A 17,686-nucleotide genomic window follows, 5' to 3' on the forward strand; every position below is an offset into this window, starting at 1 on the left:
GCGCCATGAACATCGCACTCAGGTACGCCGCGGTCTCCGACGTCGGCCTCGTCCGGTCGAACAACCAGGACTCCGGGTACGCGGGTCCGCACCTCCTCGTCGTCGCGGACGGCATGGGCGGGCACGCGGGCGGCGACGTCGCGTCCTCGCTCGCCATCGCGGCGCTCGCGCCTCTCGACGGGGAGTCGCACGGGCCCGACGACGCCCTGTCCCACCTCGAGGCGTCGATCGACAGCGCGCGTCTCGACCTGGTCGAGCGCAGCGAGGTGACCCCCGAGCTCGCCGGCATGGGCACCACGGTCACCGCGATCCTGCGCAGCGGCAACGCCCTCGCGATGGCGCACCTCGGCGACTCCCGCGCGTACCTGCTGCGCGACGGCGTCCTGAACCAGGTCACGACCGACCACACGTTCGTCCAGCACCTCGTCGACACGGGCCGCATCACCCCGGAGGAGGCCGAGTACCACCCGCAGCGCAACGTCGTGATGCGGGTCCTCGGTGACTTCGACGTCGACCTCACACCGGACATGTCGGTGCGCGAGGCGCGACCCGGCGACCGCTGGATGCTCTGCTCCGACGGGCTGTCGGGGTTCGTGAGCATCGAGACGCTCGAGCACACCCTGAGCACCGTCGCGGACACCGACGAGTGCGCCGACCACCTCCTCCAGCTCGCGCTCCGGGCCGGCAGCACCGACAACGTGACGGTCGTCGTGGCCGACGTCGTCGACCTGGACACCCTGGCCGACGGCGCGGGCCCGTCCACCGTGCCGGTCGTCGTCGGCTCGGCCGCGATCGACCGCGACCGCCCGACCTCGGCGCAGGACGGCCCCGCCGCCCGCGCGGCCACGCTCGTCGCCACGGCCTCGGCCGAGGAGTCCCCGGAGGCATCGGCCGACACCGCGGAGACCCCCCAGGACGGCACGGATGCTGCGGGCGACGACTCCGACGTCCGCCCCGGCAAGCGGCCGCGCCGCTGGATCGCGCCCGTCGTGACGATCGCGATCATCGCGGTGGTCGGCGCCGTCGGCCTGTACGGCTACCGGTGGACGCAGCAGCAGTACTACGTGGGCGTGTCCGACGGCCAGGTCGCGGTCTTCCGGGGCATCCCGACCAGCGCGGGTCCCCTCACGCTCTCGACCCCGATCGAGCTCACGGGGGACAAGGTCGACGACCTGCCGCCCTACGTCGTGGACCGGCTCACCGAGACCATCAGCGCCACGTCGATCGACGACGCCCGGGACCGCGCGACGCGCCTCGTCGCCGACGCCCGGGCCGAGACCGACGCGAGCACGCAGGAGCCCGCGGGCACCGACGCGACCACGCCCCCGGCCGACCCGGCGACGGACCCTGCCGCCCCCGCCGACGGCACCACGACCGAGACCACGACCGATCCGCCGGCGGCCCCGTGATGGCGACCGTCGAGCCCCACGAGGTACGTCCCTCGCGGCGGGCCGAGGCAGGCCTGCTCGTGCTCGCCCTCGCCCTCGGCATCGGCGCCTACGCCTCCGTGGGGTTGTCGATGCTGGGCGAGCTGCCCACCAACTTCTACGTCTACAGCGCGGGCCTCGTCGCGCTCGCCGTCGTCGGGCACGTGGTCCTGCGCCTCAAGGCGCCCTACGCCGACCCCGTCATCCTGCCGGTCACGATCGCCCTCAACGGGATCGGGCTCGGGATGATCAACCGCATCGACATCGGCGGCAAGATCGTCGGCCGCGACCAGGACCTCGCGTCCAAGCAGCTCATGTGGACGGCCCTGGGCGTCGTCGCGGCGTGCGTGGTCGTGTGGCTCCTCAAGGACCACCGGACCCTGCGGAAGTACTCGTACACGGCCATGATCGTCGGCCTGGTGCTCGTCGTGCTGCCTCTGCTCCCCGTGATCGGGCGCAACATCAACGGCGCCCGCATCTGGGTCAACATCGCCGGCATGTCGCTCCAGCCCGCGGAGTTCGCCAAGATCGCCTTCGCGATCTTCTTCGCGGGCTACCTCGTGACCAACCGGGACACGCTCGCGCTCGCCGGTCCCAAGGTCCTCGGGCTCCAGCTCCCGCGCCTGCGCGACCTCGGCCCCCTCGTCATCGTCTGGGCCGCGTCGCTCGCCGTGCTCATCTTCGAGCGCGACCTGGGGACCTCCCTCCTGTTCTTCGGCCTCTTCGTGGCCATGCTGTACATCGCGACCGAGCGGTTCAGCTGGGTCGCGATCGGTCTGAGCATGTTCGCCGTGGGCGCGGTCGTCGCGGCCTCGGCGTTCCCGCACGTCCAGGCGCGCGTCGACGTCTGGCTCCACCCCCTCGACCCGGAGATCTACGGTCGCGACCCGGGCGGTTCGGGCCAGCTCGTGGGCGGCATGTTCGGTCTCGCCAACGGCGGGCTCACGGGCACGGGCTGGGGCGAGGGCTACCCCCGCCTCGTGCCGTACTCGTTCTCCGACTTCATCTACACCTCGCTCGGCGAGGAGCTCGGGCTCACGGGACTGCTCGCGATCCTGGTCATGTACCTCATCCTGGTCGAGCGCGGTCTGCGCACCGCGATCGGCGTCCGCGACGGGTTCGGCAAGCTCCTCGCGGGTGGCCTCGCGTTCGTCATGGCGTGGCAGCTCTTCGTCGTCATCGGGGGGATCACCCGGATCATCCCCCTCACGGGTCTGACCATGCCGTTCGTCGCGCAGGGCGGGTCGTCGCTGCTCGCGAACTGGCTCGTGGTCGGGCTCCTGCTGCGCATCTCCGACAACGCGCGCCGGCCGTCCTCCCTGCCCGTGCGCGGCCAGGTCGCCCCGTCGCGCGCGACCGAGCGCCCCGACACGGGCCCCCAGCCCGTCACGGTCCAGGCCGGCGCCCAGGGCGCCGCCGACCTCGCGGACGGGCGCACCGCCGTCGGGCAGCGTGAACCCGGGGCGCACGGCGCGCTCCCGGACGACCAGCCCACGCAGGTCGTCCGCACCGCCCTGCCCGAGGTCGGCGGTGGCCCGGGCACCGGAGCCACCGAGATCATCGAAGACACCGAGTGGAAGACCCCGTGAACGTCCCTCTGCGCCGAGTGGCGACCGTCGTGCTGGTCATGTTCCTGGCACTCATGGTCTCGACCACCTACATCCAGTTCGTCCAGGCGGGCTCGCTCAACGACGACCCCCGCAACGTCCGCCAGATCTACCGGGAGTACGGGAACTTCCGCGGCCCGATCGTCGTCGCGGGGGAGTCGGTGGCCCTCTCGACCCCCATCGACGACCCGTACGGCTACCAGCGCTCGTACACGAACGGGCCCCTGTACGGCCACGTCACCGGGTTCTTCTCGATCGTCAACGGGACCAAGGAGATCGAGCGCACCGAGAACGAGTTCCTCAACGGTCAGGCCAGCACGCTGTGGATCGACCGTCTCCAGGGCCTCATCACGGGCAAGAAGCCCCAGGGCGCGTCGGTCGAGCTGACGATCGACCCCGCAGCCCAGCAGGCCGCGTACGACGCCATGGGCGACCAGCGCGGTGCGGTCGTCGCGATCGAGCCGTCGACGGGCAAGATCCTCGCGCTCGTCTCCAAGCCGTCGTACGACCCCAACCTGCTCGCGACCCACGACACCAAGGCCGCGCGCGAGGCCTACACCTCGCTCATCAACGCGGACGACGACCCGCTCGTGAACCGCGCGATCTCCGGCAACACCTACCCGCCGGGGTCCACGTTCAAGCTCGTGACCGCGGCCGCCGCGCTCGAGAGCGGCCAGTACACGCCCGAGACCGTGATCCCCGCACCGGACGAGTACCCGTACCCGAACTCGACCCAGGCCATGAAGAACTTCGGCGGGGCGCGCTGCTCCCCGACGGGCGAGCAGACCCTCGCCGACGCGATGCGCATCTCGTGCAACACCGCGTTCGCGGACCTGGGCGTGACGCTCGGGGGCGACGCGATGCGCGACCAGGCGGAGGACTTCGGTTTCGACTCGAAGCTCAGCATCCCCATGACCGTCACGCCCAGCCACTTCCCCGACGCGGAGGTCACCGACGACGGGGGACAGCTCGCGCGTGCCTCGATCGGCCAGGGCGACGTCCGCGTGACCCCGCTCCAGATGGCCATGGTCTCCGCGGCCATCGCCAACGGCGGCAAGCAGATGACGCCCTACACCGTCGCGACCGTGCGCGGCGCGGACCTCGACGTGGTCCAGCAGAACGAGCCCTCGCTCCTGCGCACTTCCGTCTCGCCGACCGTCGCGTCGCAGCTCACCTCGATGATGATCAGCGTGGTCGAGGGCGGCTCGGGCAAGGCCGCGAAGATCGACGGCGTCCAGGTCGCGGGCAAGACGGGCACGGCCGAGCACCAGAGCGGCGCCGCCCCGCACGCCTGGTTCACGGGCTTCGCCCCGGCCGACAACCCTCAGGTCGCGGTCGCCGTCATCGTGGAGAACGGTGGGGACAGCGGCAACGAGGCCACGGGCGGCGCCGTGGCCGCACCCATCGCCAAGGCCGTCATGGAGGCGGTGTTGAACAAGTGAGGCCGGTCGAGGGGCTCTGGCTCGGCGACCGCTACCGCCTGGTCCGCCGCATCGCGATCGGCGGCATGGGTGAGGTGTGGGTCGCCCACGACAAGGCGCTCGGCCGCGAGGTCGCCGTCAAGGTGCTGCGCGAGGAGTACGCGGGCAACGAGGACTTCCTCGAGCGGCTGCGCACCGAGGCTCGCAACAGCGCGGCCCTGTCGCACCCGAACATCGCCCAGATGTACGACTACGGCGAGCAGAACGCCTCGGGCTTCCTCGTCATGGAGCTCGTCATGGGCGAGCCCATGGCGGACCTGCTCGAGCGCGAGCCCGTCCTCATGCCGGCCAAGCTGCTGCCGATCCTCGCGCAGACGGCGCGCGCCCTGCACGCCGCGCACGTCGCGGGCGTCGTCCACCGCGACGTGAAGCCGGGCAACATCCTGCTCGAGCCGCGGGGGGTCGTGAAGATCACCGACTTCGGGGTGTCGCTCGCGGCGAACCAGATCCCCATGACGGCGACCGGCATGGTCATGGGCACGGCCCAGTACCTGTCGCCCGAGCAGGCGATCGGCCAGGCCGCGACCGGGGCGTCGGACGTGTACGCGCTGGGGATCGTGGCCTACGAGTCCGTCGTGGGGAACCGGCCGTTCACGGGCACGACCCCGGTCGACATCGCGGTCGCGCACGTCAACGAGAAGGTGCCGCCGCTGCCCGCGCACGTGCACCCGTCGTTGGCCTCGCTCATCTACGCGATGCTCGCGAAGGACCCCAAGGCACGACCCATGCCGGCCTCCGCGCTCGCCCAGACGCTCGACGACCTGGCCGAGACCATCGCGCGCGACCCGTGGGGGGCCACGGCCCGGTCCGGGGCCGCCTCCGGGAGCAGACGTTCGCGCCGCCCCCTGCCCGCACGGCACGGCGCACCGCCGGCACCCAGCTCGCCCACGCCCCTCGAGATCCCCGCCGAGCTGCGCTCGCGCCCGCTGCCCACGGTCAGCCCGGCACCGATGGCCGACGCCGCAGGACCGGCCACCTCCGGCTGGTCGGCACACTCCGGGCACTCGGCGCTGTCGGCGCCGTCGGGCTACTCGGCACTGTCGGCTCCCTCTGCGGCGTCGGCAGCGTCGGTCGCGCGCGACGACGCCCCGTACGACGGCCAGGCCGTCCCCCCGCCGCCGCCTCCTCCCCCGTCCGTCACGCCGCCGTCGGACACGGCCCGCCCTGGCCAGGCGCTCCCCTGGGAGCGCTCGGACGCGCCGGGCGGAGCGGAGCCCGCTGCCGCCCCGCGCTCGTACCCGCCCCGCCGCGAGATGCACGGCGCGGCGGCTTCTCGTCCGCGGCGCCCGGACGCCGGCCCGACGACGTCACGCACCGGCGCGGCGTCGGCTCCCGCTCTCGCGGGGGCCCAGCCGGGCGGGGTGACGCGCGCCGAACGACGGCGTGCCTCCCAGGAACCGGCAGGCGGCCGCACCTCGACGACGACGGGCCAACGGATCGGCGGGTTCGCCAAGGGCCTGTCGTGGCCGCTCGTGGCCCTGCTGATCCTGCTGCTCGTGGTCCTCGTCGCGACCCTCGTCAGAGGTGGCGGGGACGGCACGGACGACTCGGCTGCTGCGACCGTGACCAGATCGTTGTACTCGTCCCAGGACTCGACGTCCAGCGATGGGATGATGCTCAGTACTGTGCCGGAGGCCTCTGCGTCCTCGGCTCCGACAACCTCGAAGGATTCCTAAGTGGTGGACAACGCTCCCCGGGTACTCGCCGGCCGGTACGAGGTCGGTGAGCTCATCGGCCGAGGCGGCATGGCCGAGGTGCACATCGGCCACGACACGCGCCTCGGACGGACCGTGGCGATCAAGATCCTGCGCTCCGACCTCGCGCGCGATCCGTCGTTCCTCGCACGCTTCCGTCGTGAGGCACAGGCTGCCGCCGCTCTGAACCACCCGGCCATCGTCGCCGTGTACGACACGGGCGAGGACACCCACACCGAGCCGGGCGGCGGGACGGCGCACGTGCCGTTCATCGTCATGGAGTACGTCGAGGGCCACACGGTCCGCGACATCCTCGGTGACGGACAGGCCGTCCCCATCGACGAGGCCATCGAGATCACGGCCGGCGTGCTGTCGGGCCTCGAGTACTCCCACCACGCGGGCATCGTCCACCGCGACATCAAGCCGGCCAACGTCATGATCACGCCCACGGGCGCCGTCAAGGTCATGGACTTCGGCATCGCGCGCGCCGTCGCGGACTCCGCCGCGACCATGACGCAGACCCACGCCGTGATCGGCACCGCCCAGTACCTCTCGCCCGAGCAGGCCCGTGGAGAGACGGTCGACGCACGCAGCGACATCTACTCGACCGGCTGCCTCCTCTTCGAGCTGCTCACCGGTCGTCCGCCGTTCATCGGCGACTCACCCGTCGCCGTCGCCTACCAGCACGTGCGGGAGGCGCCGGCCAAGCCGAGCGACCTCGCACCCGACGTGCCGGAGGTCCTCGACCGCATCACGCTCAAGGCCCTCGCCAAGGAACGGACCGCGCGCTACAGCAGCGCCGCCGAGTTCCGCAACGACCTCGAGAACGCCGTCCGCGGCGGTCACATCACGGCCCCGGCCATCGGGGCAGCGGCAGCAGCGGCTGCGGGCGCCGTGGCAGGAGCAGCGGTCGCCGCGACCCAGGTCCAGCAGCCGCTCGAGAACGCGACCCAGGTCATGACCCCGGCCGTCGCGACGCCCCCCAACCCGTGGGAGACCACGGGTGCCGCCCCGGCAGCGGTCCCTCCGGGCCAGCCCGGCAACGGGCTGTCCGCCGAGGAGCCCGAGGAGGAGCCCGCCAAGCGGCGCGGCCTGATGTGGGCCCTCATCGCCGTGGGTGTCCTGGCCCTCGCCGCGATCATCACCATGATCGTGATCAACTCCCGCCCGGACGCGCCCACCGAGGTGCAAGTTCCTCAGTTCGACGCCTCCACGACCCAGGAGTCTGCCAAGCAGGCGCTCGAGGCGGTCGACCTGGTGTACCTGTACGCGCGCGACACCGAGTCGACAGAGCCCGAGGGCACCTTCACCAAGTCGAGCCCCGAGAGCGGGACGTCGGTCGCCACGGGCACCGAGGTCGAAGTCTTCTTCTCCGCAGGGCCGGACACCGTGCTGGTCCCCGACGTCACGGGACTCACCCAGGAGGAGGCGCGCTCCAAGATCACCGCCGCGAACCTCGTGGTCGACCCGACGGTCGAGGCCGAGGACAACGGGACCATCAAGAAGGGCCTCGTGACCCGGACGGACCCCGCCAACGGCGAGAGCGTCGCTGCAGGGGGCACGGTCAAGATCTTCATCTCGAGCGGCAACGTGAGCGTGCCGGACCTGATCGGCATGACCGAGGCGGACGCCACCAGTGCGCTCGCCAAGCTGGGTCTCACCCCGGTCATCAAGGAGCAGGAGAGCCCCAAGACCCCGGGTACGGTCATCGACCAGACGCCCAAGCCCGGACCGACCAAGCAGGGGCAGCAGGTCACGATCGTGCTGGCCAAGGAGATCGTGCCCGCGGGCCCCGAGAAGACCACGGTGCCCGGTGACCTGGTCGGCATGACGAAGGACCAGGCCGAGAGAGCCCTCAACGGTGTCCAGCTCAACCTCGGGGACGTCACCGAGAAGGAGTCGGCCGACGTGCCCAAGGGGCGGGTCATCTCGACCAGCCCTGGTGCGAACGCGGAGGTCGACGAGGGGACCAAGGTGGACCTGGTCATCTCGAGCGGTCCGCCCAAGGGCGGTGGCGGCGGCGGGGACGACGACGCCACGTCCACCCCGTGACGTACTGACGCGAGTCGTGGTCGACCGCACCGGCACGGCGTAGGTCGACCACGAACGTCAGGAGGGCCCGGCACCAGATGGTGCCGGGCCCTCCTCGTGCTTCGGGTGCGGGTCGTCGAGCCTCGCGAAGCTCTCAGAGGCGCACGAGGGGCGCGAGCCCCTGGGCGCGCTCGACCGCGTCGAGCGCCCCGCACACGGTCAGCCAGTTCGCGAGCAGCAGGTGCCCACCCTCGGTGAGCACGGACTCGGGGTGGAACTGCACGCCGTGCAGCGGGAGCTCGCGGTGCTGCAGGCCCATCACCACACCGTTCTCGGTCGTCGCCGTGACCACGAGCTCGGCCGGGACCGTCTGGGGCACCACGGCGAGCGAGTGGTAGCGGGTCGCGGTGAAGGGCGAGGGGAGGCCGGCGAGGACGCCGAGGTCCTCGTGGACGACCGGGCTCGTCTTGCCGTGCATGAGCTCGGGGGCGTGCGTGACGGTCGCACCGTAGACCTCGGCGAGGGCCTGGTGCCCCAGGCAGACGCCCAGCATGGGCGTTCCGGACGCCGCGCACGCACGGATCACGTCCTCGCTCTGCCCTGCCTCCTCGGGGGTGCCGGGGCCGGGGGAGACGAGGACGCCGTCGAACACGCCGTCACCGTCCCGGAACCGTCCGTCCGCACCCACGGCCGGGACCGCGTCGTTGCGGACGACCACGGTCCTGGCCCCGAGCTGGTTCAGGTAACCGACGATCGTGTAGACGAACGAGTCGTAGTTGTCCACGACGAGGATGCGGACCATCCCTTACCCACCTGTTCCTTCGGATGTCGTTGCGTAGAGACGTCCGGACGCCCCGCGGGGGGTGCGGCTCGTCCGGAGGGGTCGGGCAGGGCCCGGCCTGCTCATCATTGTCCCTGCTGCGGGGGGCCGGAGACCGTGTCCATGCGCGGGCCGGGTCGGTCGTCGGGGGCGCGGGGTGGGGGAGCCCGTCCCTTGGCCCGACGGCGTCACGCGCCCTCGTCCTCCGAGCCGGTCACGCGCGCGTACTTCAGGTCGGTCGCCCCCTCGAACACGGGCATGAGGAGGGAGTCCGACTTGTCGACCTTCCACCCGAGGCCGTACTCGTCCACGTACTGCTTGTAGATGTCGATCGCCTCGGAACGGTCGAGCGCTTTCTGGAGCTGTGCTGGGTCACCCACCGCGGACACCGTGTAGGGCGGCGAGAACACCCGCCCGTGGAGGTTGAGCACGTTCCCGACGCAGCGGAAGGCGGTCGTGGGGGTGACGCGCTGGCCCTGGAGAGTCATCGCTTCCGCGCCTCCGGCCCAGAGCGCGTTGATGACCTCCTGCAGGTCCTGCTGGTGGACCACGAGGTCGTCCACGCGCGCCTTGGGGTGGTCCTGGGTCATGGGGGCGTCGTCGAGCGTGACGCTGAGTCCCGGACCCGTCACGGCGACCGCACCCGACACGATCCCGGTGCGCTCGACGAGCTCGGGCGACTCGGTCTCGGCCTGCCCGGTCCCTGCCGCGAGGGTCAACACCTCTGCCTGGAGACCGACGACCTTCTCGGTCATGTCCTTGACCCGGCGCTCCTCGCTCTGCACGAGCTCCGTCAGGTTCTCGGGATGACGTCCGTCCTGGCCCTGCGCGAGCCGGGCGCTGGCCGAGAACATGAGTCCCGAGAGCGAGAGCACCAGCAGCACCGTGACGCTGGACCGGATCCGACGGGCTCGTGTGGGGGGGCGGACTCCGACCGTGTCGACGGGCTCGCCGGCGTCGGCGCGCGGGGCATCCTCGGCCGCAGCACCCTCGGGCTCGTGCGTCGTTCCGTGACGGCGATCCATCTGGCTCACTCCCGGCTCTCGTCCATCTGCCCGTGCACACGCTATTCTGTCCGCCCACTACGCTAGATGACGAATGGCGTCGCCGTTCACGACGTCGCGCAACGGCGCTTCGTCCCACCCGACACAGCTCCTGCACACGACTGGTGCCAGGAACACGCATCCCGAGGACAGGAGCCAGCTCTCGTGCCCGAGTCGAAGTCCCGTAAGAAGCCCGCCAAGGTCAAGGCCCCGCAGGTGAAGAAGCCTGAGACCGGCAACCCCCGCTGGCTGGTCCCGACCATGCTGACCCTGATGCTCCTGGGCCTGGCGTGGATCGTCATCTTCTACCTCACCAGCGGAGGCCTCGGCCTGCCGATCCCGGCGCTCCACAACTGGAACCTGGTGGTCGGGTTCGTCCTGATCATCGCCGGGTTCGCGCTGACCACGCGCTGGAAGTAGTCGCTGGACGACGCGCATCCCGCCCACGTCGGCGGTGCTCGGTGCAGGAGAGGGTGGGGCCCGCAGAGCTGCGGACCCCACCCTCTTGCCTGTCGCCAGCGTGCGCGGGACGGTCGGCCGTCCACAGATTCCCTGGCCTGTGGATAACTACATCGGTGTAGTTCCACACCTGTGAGTAACTCTGTGGATAACTATTCGAGATCGAGCAGTCTGCTCAGGACAGCACGAACTGCGGGGCCGAGGCGTACTTCAGGACCGTCAGGACGACGAGCACCACCGCGACCGCGACCGTGATGCCGATGCTCCACAGCCTGCGCCGTTCCTTGGGTGCGTAGGCGTACCCCGCCCCGAGCACGAGCCCCACGACGAGCCCACCCAGGTGAGCCTGCCAGGCGATGTTGCTGACCATGAAGCCGATCGCGAAGTTGATCCCGATCAGGACGAGGATCTGGGCGGCGTTCCGCCCCAGGCGCCGCAGCACCACGAGGATCGCTCCGAAGAGCCCGAACACGGCCCCGGACGCACCGACGACCGGCGTGAACCAACCGCCGTCCGGCGTCGGCTGAGCGAGCAGGACGACGCCGACGGATCCGCCGACGGCCGCGAGCACGTACAGCGCGATGAACCGTGCCCTCCCGAGCATCTGCTCGAGGAAGGGCCCGGTGATCCACAGCGCGTACATGTTGAACAGGATGTGGAAGACGCTCGTCGAGTGCAGGAAGGCCGCGGTGAGGAACCGGTAGGGCTGCACGTCACCGATGAACGGTGCGAACGCCAGCCGCTGGGTCCACTCGCCGCCGGTGGCCAGCTGGAGCAGCCAGCTCACGACGCACAGCGCGATGATCGTCAGCGTGACGACCGGGCGCCCCGTCCGGACGGTCCCGCCGAGAGCCGTCGTGGTCTGGGGTGCGGACCGGGCCTGCTCGCGCACGCAGTCGACGCACTGGATACCGACGGCCGCCGGACGCTGGCACTCGGGGCAGGCCGGACGTCCACAGCGCTGGCAGCGGACGTACGAGACGCGGTCTGGGTGTCGGGGACACACCGGGGCCGGCTGCGCCGGCCCCGGTGTCCCGAAGGCGGGGACGGAGATGGTCAGTCCTCGATGGTGACCGAGGTGATGACGATGTCCTCCACCGGGCGGTCGCCCGGACGGGTACGCGTCGCGTTGATCGCGTCCACGACCGCGCGGGACTCGTCGTCGACGACCTCGCCGAAGATGGTGTGCTTGCCGTTGAGCCACGGGGTGGGGACCGTCGAGATGAAGAACTGCGACCCGTTGGTGCCCTCGACCTCACCCGAGACCGGGTTACGACGCGAGCCCGCGTTGGCCATGGCCAGCAGGTACGGGCGGTCGAACTGCAGCTCGGGGTGGATCTCGTCGTTGAACGTGTAGCCGGGGCCACCGGTACCGGTGCCGAGCGGGCAGCCGCCCTGCAGCATGAAGTCCTGGATCACGCGGTGGAAGATCAGACCGTCGTAGAACGGGTCGTTGCGCTCCGCGCCCGTGCGCGGATCCGTCCAGGTCGTGGTGCCCTTCGCCAGACCGGTGAAGTTCGCCACCGTCTTGGGCGCGTGGTTCGGCAGGAGCTCGATACGGATGTCACCAGCAGTGGTGTGGAGGGTTGCGAACATGCCCCCATTCTCACACGGTCGCCTGTGCCCCGGCCCTGTCCCTCGGCTCGTGTCCCGCGCCACGGCGCGCTTGCCTCGCGAGCCTCCGGACACGGTGGCAGAGTGGAGTTCCAGCGCCTACAGCCCGCATCACGAACACCTGGAGTCTCCATGTCCGACCGAACCCGCCGTTCCGCACGCGCCGTGACCGACACGATCGATACCGAGAAGCTCAAGGATCAGGCCGCCGAGGTCGCTGCGCTCGTCGGGGAGGCCGGCGCCAAGGCACAGACGACCGCGGTCCAGCTCGCCGACCAGGCCAAGGGTGCCGCCGGTCAGGCGAAGGAGTGGGGCAGCCCCAAGGTCGAGGCCTTCGTCGAGTGGCTGACGCCTCGTGTCGAGAAGGCATGGCAGGACAGCCTCCAGGCCGCTGCACCACGCGTCGAGAAGGCAGCGGGGAAGGCAGCGCCCGCGATCGACACCGCGCACGACAAGCTCGTCGACGAGGTCCTGCCCAAGATCGTGGCGAGCTTCAACGCAGCGGCCGCCGCAGCAGCCGAAGCCGCGTCCCGCGCCGCCGACGCCGCGGCCGCCGCCACGGCAGAGTCCGCGGCGGCCACCGAGACACTGTCCAAGAGGGCCACGAAGAAGGCCGCCAAGGCCGCGAAGAAGGGCCTCGACGCCTCGGCCGCGTCGGCCAAGAAGGCTGCCAAGGCCGCACCGGCCAAGCTCACCGCGGCCGCTGAGACCGCCGACCCGCAGAAGAAGAGCAAGGCCCTGTGGTGGGTCGTGGGCGGTGTGACCGCTGCCGGCGGCGCCTACGTGCTGTGGCGCCGCGCCCAGCCGACCACGGACCCGTGGGCCGAGCCCTGGGACCAGGTCCCCGCCTCGACCTTCGACGACGCACGAGCCGCCGTCGGCAACGCAGCCGAGGCCGTCGGCGAGGCTGCCGGCGCAGCCGTCGCCAAGGGCCGTGAGACCGGGGAGAAGGTCCAGGGCGCCGTCGCCGACGCCGGGGACAAGATCTCCGGGAAGGTCCAGGACGCCGTGACCGACGCCAAGGAGGCCACGCGCAAGGCGACCGGACGCGCCAAGGACGCAGCGCCGTCGGCGGGCAGCGAGGGCAGCACCGAGGGCGAGGACAAGAAGCCCACGGCCTGAGCGGTACGCCTGCACGAGGGGCCCGTCCGGCGATGCCGGGCGGGCCCCTCGTGCATGGGGCGCTACCTTCCGGGATCCGGCGACGGCCGGAGCACGCAGAAGGCCGCCGGTCGGGTCATGGACCCGGCCGACGGCCTTCTCACTGTGTGGAGCCAGGGGGACTCGAACCCCCAACCCCCTGCTTGCAAAGCAGGTGCGCTACCAATTGCGCCATGGCCCCAGAACGCTCGGAACCGACGTGCAGAGAACCGTCACTCGAAAGTGTCGGTGACCTCTGCCCAGAGATCGCGCTCGTTGTTGTCCTCGGACACCTTGCGCCAGATCAAGAATCCAGCGCCAGCAACAAGCAGCAGTACGAAGAACTTCTTCATGACGTTCCCCCTCGGGTGGGTTTCCGGCAGTGGGCCTAAGAGGACTTGAACCTCTGACCTCTTCCTTATCAGGGAAGCGCTCTAACCGTCTGAGCTATAGGCCCTTGCTGTGCTGCGGCAGCGCTTGAGACTATCGCACTTCTCGGGGTGTACCCAAACCGGGACATCGTCGGGAGCCGTCCGGGACCGCTCACGGCCTGCGACGACGCCCCGGTCAGGGGACGTTTTGCCCTAGTCGTCCGTCATCGTGAGGTGGATTCCGCCCACCATCGCGGCAACCAGGTTGTAGATGAACGCCATGATCGTGGACAGCGCTGTGATGAGCACCATATTCACGATCGCGATCAGGGTGGAGAGTGCGACGACCCGGTTGAACTCCACGAACTGGAGCACGTCGACGGGGCTCTCCTTGCCGACGATGCTCTCCACCAGGGAGTTCACCTCGGTGAAGACGCCCATGCCGTCCAGCACGGTCCAGAAGACCGCGGTCGCGACGACCGTCATGATCCCGATGGCCACGGCCAGCAGGAACGACAGCTTCATGACCGACCACGGGTCGACCCGGGACACCGTCAGGCGGACCCTGCGGGGGCCGTCGGACGCCGGTCGCGCGCCGGGCTTCGCGTCCGTCGAGGGCGCCCCTGCGGCGGTGGCGGCCGCGGTCGTGGCAGGAGCAGCCGCCGCAGGAGTGGTCCCCGTCACCGGGCGGGCCGTCCCGCTGAAGCCGGCAGCCGTGTAGTGCATCGCCGGGACCTCCTGCGTACCGCCAGGAGCGGTGGTGCTCGTCGAGCTCTTCGTCACGCGCGGCACCGTTCGGTCGTCGATCTCGGTCGTGGACTGTGCGACGGGCGTCGCCGGGGCAGCCGCTGCGGGCGCCGGGCTCGCCGCGGGCTTGGCGGGAGCCGGACCTGCTGCCGCCGTCTTGGCGGTCGCCGGAGCCGGGTCGGACAGCTTCTTCGCGGCTGCCTTGGCCGTGGCCATGGCCGCCGCCGCGGCCTTGAGCGCGCCGGAGCGCGCCGTGCCACCGTTCGATGCGGGAGGCGGCGGGACGGGGGCCTCGCTCCCGCCCGACGGACCGCTCGCCGCGGGCGGCGGCGGCACCGGGGCGTTGGCCCCGGCCGGCGCACCGCTGGTCGTCCCGCCCCCTGCGGGCCGTGCCGTGCCGTTGGTCGCCGCAGGGCGGCTCGCGGTGCCCGTCACGTCGTCAGGACGCGGCGGCACCACCTTGGGCACGATCGTCGGCGGGGACTTCTTCTCGCTGCTCATCTACCATCCTCGGTGGCTCCGGGGGCCGCTTCCGACGAAGCCTCCTGCCCGGTGGTGCTGGCGGGAGAGGCGACGTCAGGCTGCCCCTGCTCGGATGCTTCCTCGTCCACGGTATCCCGATCCTCCCCCAGTCGACGTTCGACATTACGGGCAACGGCGATGATCTTGTCGTTCTTGTCCGGCTTGGCGAAGATCACGCCCTGCGACGTACGCCCCGTCGGCTTGACCTCGTCGACGGACGACCTGACGATCTTCCCCCGTTCCATGATGACGAGCACCTCGTCGTCGGCGTCGACCACGAGCGCGCCGACCAGGTCCCCGTTGCGCTCGGGCAGGTTGGCCACCTTGATGCCGAACCCGTTGCGGCCCTGGACGCGGTAGTTGTCCTCCGTGAGCTGGGTCCGCTTGGCGATCCCGCCCTCGGTGACCGTGAACAGGAACGCGTCGTCCCGGACCACGTCCATGGCCAGGAGGTCGTCCTCCTCACGGAACTTCATGCCCGTCACGCCCGAGGTGGACCGGCCGAGCGGACGCATGGCGTCGTCGTCGGCCGTGAAGCGGATCGACTGCCCCTTGCGCGAGACCAGGATCAGGTCGTCCGTCGCGTCGACCAGCCGGGCCGAGACCAGCTCGTCGGTGTTGCCGTCCTCGTCCTCGCGCAGGTTGATCGCGATGAGACCACCCGAGCGCGGCGAGTTGTACTCCGAGAGGCGCGTCTTCTTGACGAGACCGCGACGGGTCGCGAGCACCAGGTACTCCGCGGCGTCGTAGTCGCGCAGGTCGAGGACCTGGGCGATCTTCTCTCCGGGCTGGAACGCCAGGAGGTTCGCGACGTGCTGGCCCTTGGCGTCGCGGCCGCCCTCGGGCAGCTCGTACGCCTTGGCCCGGTACACCCGGCCGAGGTTCGTGAAGAACAGGAGCCAGTGGTGCGTCGTCGTGACGAAGAAGTGGTCGACGATGTCGTCCTCGCGCAGCTGCGCGCCGCGCACGCCCTTGCCACCGCGCTTCTGCTGGCGGTAGTTGTCGCTGCGGGTGCGCTTGGCGTAGCCACCGCGCGTGATCGTGACGACGACCTCCTCCTCGGCGATGAGGTCCTCGATCGACACCTCCCCGTCGTAGGGCAGGATCGTCGTGCGACGCTCGTCGCCGTACCGGGCCACGATCTCCTCGAGCTCGTCGCCCACGATCTGACGCTGGCGCTCGGGACGGGCGAGGATGTCGTTGAGGTCCTTGATCGCGGCCTCGAGCTCGGCGTACTCGTCGATGAGCTTCTGACGCTCCATGGCCGCGAGGGCACGCAGCTGGAGGGTCAGGATGGCACGGGCCTGGATCTCGTCGACCTCGAGCAGCGCCATGAGGCCCTCACGGGCGTCCTCGACCGTCGCCGAACCACGGATGAGCGCGATGACCGCGTCGAGCGCGTCGAGCGCCTTGAGGTAGCCGCGCACGATGTGTGCCCGCTCCTCCTTGGCACGCAGGTCGAACCGGGCACGGCGCATGACGACGTCCATCTGGTGCGTCGTCCAGTGCCGGACGAACGCGTCGATGCTCAGCGTGCGCGGCACGCCGTCGACCAGCGCGAGCATGTTCGCGCCGAAGTTCTCCTGGAGAGACGTGTGCTTGTACAGGTTGTTCAGGACGACCTTCGCGACCGCGTCTCGCTTGAGCACGATCACGAGGCGCTGCCCCGTACGACCGGACGTCTCGTCGCGGATGTCCGCGATGCCCTGGACCTTGCCGTCCTTGACCAGGTCCGCGATGCGCAGCGCCAGGTTGTCAGGGTTGACCTGGTAGGGGAGCTCGGTGATGACGAGGCAGATCCGGTTCTGGATCTCCTCGACGTTGACGACCGCGCGCATCGTGATCGAGCCACGACCCGTGCGGTACGCCTCCTCGATGCCCTTGTGGCCGAGGATCGTCGCGCCGGTCGGGAAGTCCGGGCCCTTGATCTTGGTCAGCAGCACCTCGAGGAGCTCCTCCTTGGAGGCCTCCGGGTGCTCGAGGTGCCACTTCACGCCGTCCGCGACCTCACGGAGGTTGTGCGGGGGGATGTTCGTGGCCATGCCGACCGCGATGCCGGCCGAGCCGTTGACCAGCAGGTTCGGGAACCGCGAGGGCAGGACGACGGGCTCCTGGGTACGGCCGTCGTAGTTGTCCTGGAAGTCGACCGTCTCCTTGTCGATGTCCCGGACCATCTCCGTGGCCAGCGGTGCCATGCGGCACTCGGTGTATCGAGGGGCCGCCGCCGGGTCGTTGCCGGGGGACCCGAAGTTCCCCTGGCCCGCAGCGAGCGGGTAGCGCAGCGACCAGTCCTGGACCAGGCGGACCAGGGCGTCGTAGATCGACGTATCACCGTGCGGGTGGAACTTTCCCATGACGTCACCGACGACACGGCTGCACTTGGAGAACGCGCGGTCGGGGCGGTAGCCGCCGTCGTGCATCGCGTACAGCACGCGACGGTGGACGGGCTTGAGCCCGTCACGCACGTCGGGGAGCGCTCGTCCGACGATGACGCTCATGGCGTAGTCGAGGTACGAGCGCTGCATCTCGAGCTGCAGGTCCACCTGTGCGATCCGGCCGTGCTGCACCGCGACCGCGCCGTCGGCCCCCAGCGTCGCCTCGGTCCCGTCCCCGGGAAGGGTCCCCTGGTTCTCGTCCTGCTCGGGAGTCTCGTCCGTCACCGTCGTCTACCTCGTCCTGTCGTGGTCCTGCTGTGTGGTGAAGCTGTCGTCGCGGCTCGGAGGAAGCACG

General features: G+C 70.6%; 14 protein-coding genes and 2 tRNA genes. 7 read left to right on the forward strand and 9 right to left on the reverse strand.

Annotation, left to right across the window (positions count from 1 at the left end):
* The first annotated feature begins 5 nt into the window (after window positions 1–5).
* From ASE27_RS07020 to pknB, 5 genes are read left to right on the forward strand one after another with little or no spacing between them, the layout of a single operon-like run.
* Complete coding sequence (locus ASE27_RS07020) at window positions 6–1,409, forward strand: protein phosphatase 2C domain-containing protein (RefSeq protein ID WP_056648062.1); 1,404 nt, start codon at window positions 6–8, stop codon at window positions 1,407–1,409.
* Window positions 1,409–3,016 carry an FtsW/RodA/SpoVE family cell cycle protein gene (locus ASE27_RS07025; RefSeq protein WP_082608658.1) on the forward strand — a complete coding sequence of 536 codons (1,608 nt, stop codon included), beginning with the start codon at window positions 1,409–1,411 and terminating at the stop codon, window positions 3,014–3,016. Before ASE27_RS07020 ends, ASE27_RS07025 begins: the two co-directional genes overlap by 1 nt.
* A complete protein-coding gene (locus ASE27_RS07030; RefSeq protein WP_056648064.1) occupies window positions 3,013–4,476 on the forward strand; it encodes a penicillin-binding protein 2 in 1,464 nt (487 codons plus the stop codon). The genes ASE27_RS07025 and ASE27_RS07030 overlap by 4 nt, the downstream gene beginning before the upstream one ends.
* Window positions 4,473–6,191, forward strand: coding sequence for a serine/threonine-protein kinase (locus tag ASE27_RS07035; protein ID WP_056648067.1), 1,719 nt, complete (start codon window positions 4,473–4,475; stop codon window positions 6,189–6,191). Before ASE27_RS07030 ends, ASE27_RS07035 begins: the two co-directional genes overlap by 4 nt.
* Entirely contained in the window at window positions 6,192–8,261 is a 2,070-nt protein-coding gene (gene pknB / locus ASE27_RS07040) for a Stk1 family PASTA domain-containing Ser/Thr kinase (RefSeq protein WP_056648069.1), read from the forward strand.
* A gap of 133 nt (window positions 8,262–8,394) precedes the next feature.
* On the opposite strand, the gene ASE27_RS07045 is transcribed toward pknB, so the two are convergent.
* Entirely contained in the window at window positions 8,395–9,042 is a 648-nt protein-coding gene (locus tag ASE27_RS07045; protein ID WP_056648073.1) for an aminodeoxychorismate/anthranilate synthase component II, read from the reverse strand.
* 206 nt (window positions 9,043–9,248) lie between these two features.
* Entirely contained in the window at window positions 9,249–10,085 is an 837-nt protein-coding gene (locus tag ASE27_RS07050) for a DUF881 domain-containing protein (RefSeq protein WP_082608659.1), read from the reverse strand.
* A 183-nt stretch (window positions 10,086–10,268) separates the two neighbouring features.
* Between ASE27_RS07050 and ASE27_RS07055 the strand changes: the two genes are divergently transcribed.
* Window positions 10,269–10,523 carry a cell division protein CrgA gene (locus ASE27_RS07055; protein ID WP_056648075.1) on the forward strand — a complete coding sequence of 85 codons (255 nt, stop codon included), beginning with the start codon at window positions 10,269–10,271 and terminating at the stop codon, window positions 10,521–10,523.
* A gap of 214 nt (window positions 10,524–10,737) precedes the next feature.
* Here ASE27_RS07055 and ASE27_RS07060 read toward each other — a convergent pair whose 3' ends face one another.
* Window positions 10,738–11,454, reverse strand: a complete 717-nt coding sequence (locus ASE27_RS07060; protein ID WP_369800556.1) for a rhomboid family intramembrane serine protease — start codon at window positions 11,452–11,454, stop codon at window positions 10,738–10,740.
* Between the two features lie 164 nt (window positions 11,455–11,618).
* Window positions 11,619–12,158 carry a peptidylprolyl isomerase gene (locus tag ASE27_RS07065; protein WP_056648078.1) on the reverse strand — a complete coding sequence of 180 codons (540 nt, stop codon included), beginning with the start codon at window positions 12,156–12,158 and terminating at the stop codon, window positions 11,619–11,621.
* Window positions 12,159–12,308: 150 nt separating this feature from the next.
* On the opposite strand from ASE27_RS07065, the gene ASE27_RS07070 reads away from it, so the two are divergent.
* Complete coding sequence (locus ASE27_RS07070) at window positions 12,309–13,298, forward strand: hypothetical protein (RefSeq protein WP_056648081.1); 990 nt, start codon at window positions 12,309–12,311, stop codon at window positions 13,296–13,298.
* Window positions 13,299–13,445: 147 nt separating this feature from the next.
* Here the strand turns inward: ASE27_RS07070 and ASE27_RS07075 are convergent.
* The 5 genes from ASE27_RS07075 to gyrA form a co-directional block, all read right to left on the reverse strand.
* Window positions 13,446–13,518: transfer RNA gene (locus tag ASE27_RS07075), tRNA-Ala, on the reverse strand.
* Between the two features lie 31 nt (window positions 13,519–13,549).
* Window positions 13,550–13,669: a DLW-39 family protein gene (locus ASE27_RS20860; protein WP_210410998.1), complete on the reverse strand. Its 120-nt coding sequence runs from the start codon at window positions 13,667–13,669 to the stop codon at window positions 13,550–13,552.
* A gap of 30 nt (window positions 13,670–13,699) precedes the next feature.
* Window positions 13,700–13,773 (reverse strand) — tRNA-Ile (locus ASE27_RS07080).
* A gap of 127 nt (window positions 13,774–13,900) precedes the next feature.
* Window positions 13,901–14,935, reverse strand: a complete 1,035-nt coding sequence (locus ASE27_RS07085; RefSeq protein ID WP_235534153.1) for a DUF3566 domain-containing protein — start codon at window positions 14,933–14,935, stop codon at window positions 13,901–13,903.
* Window positions 14,932–17,616, reverse strand: coding sequence for a DNA gyrase subunit A (gene gyrA / locus ASE27_RS07090; RefSeq protein WP_082608660.1), 2,685 nt, complete (start codon window positions 17,614–17,616; stop codon window positions 14,932–14,934). Before gyrA ends, ASE27_RS07085 begins: the two co-directional genes overlap by 4 nt.
* Window positions 17,617–17,686: the final 70 nt, after the last annotated feature.

It is taken from the genome of Oerskovia sp. Root918, from assembly GCF_001428945.1.
Lineage (GTDB): Bacteria > Actinomycetota > Actinomycetes > Actinomycetales > Cellulomonadaceae > Oerskovia > Oerskovia enterophila.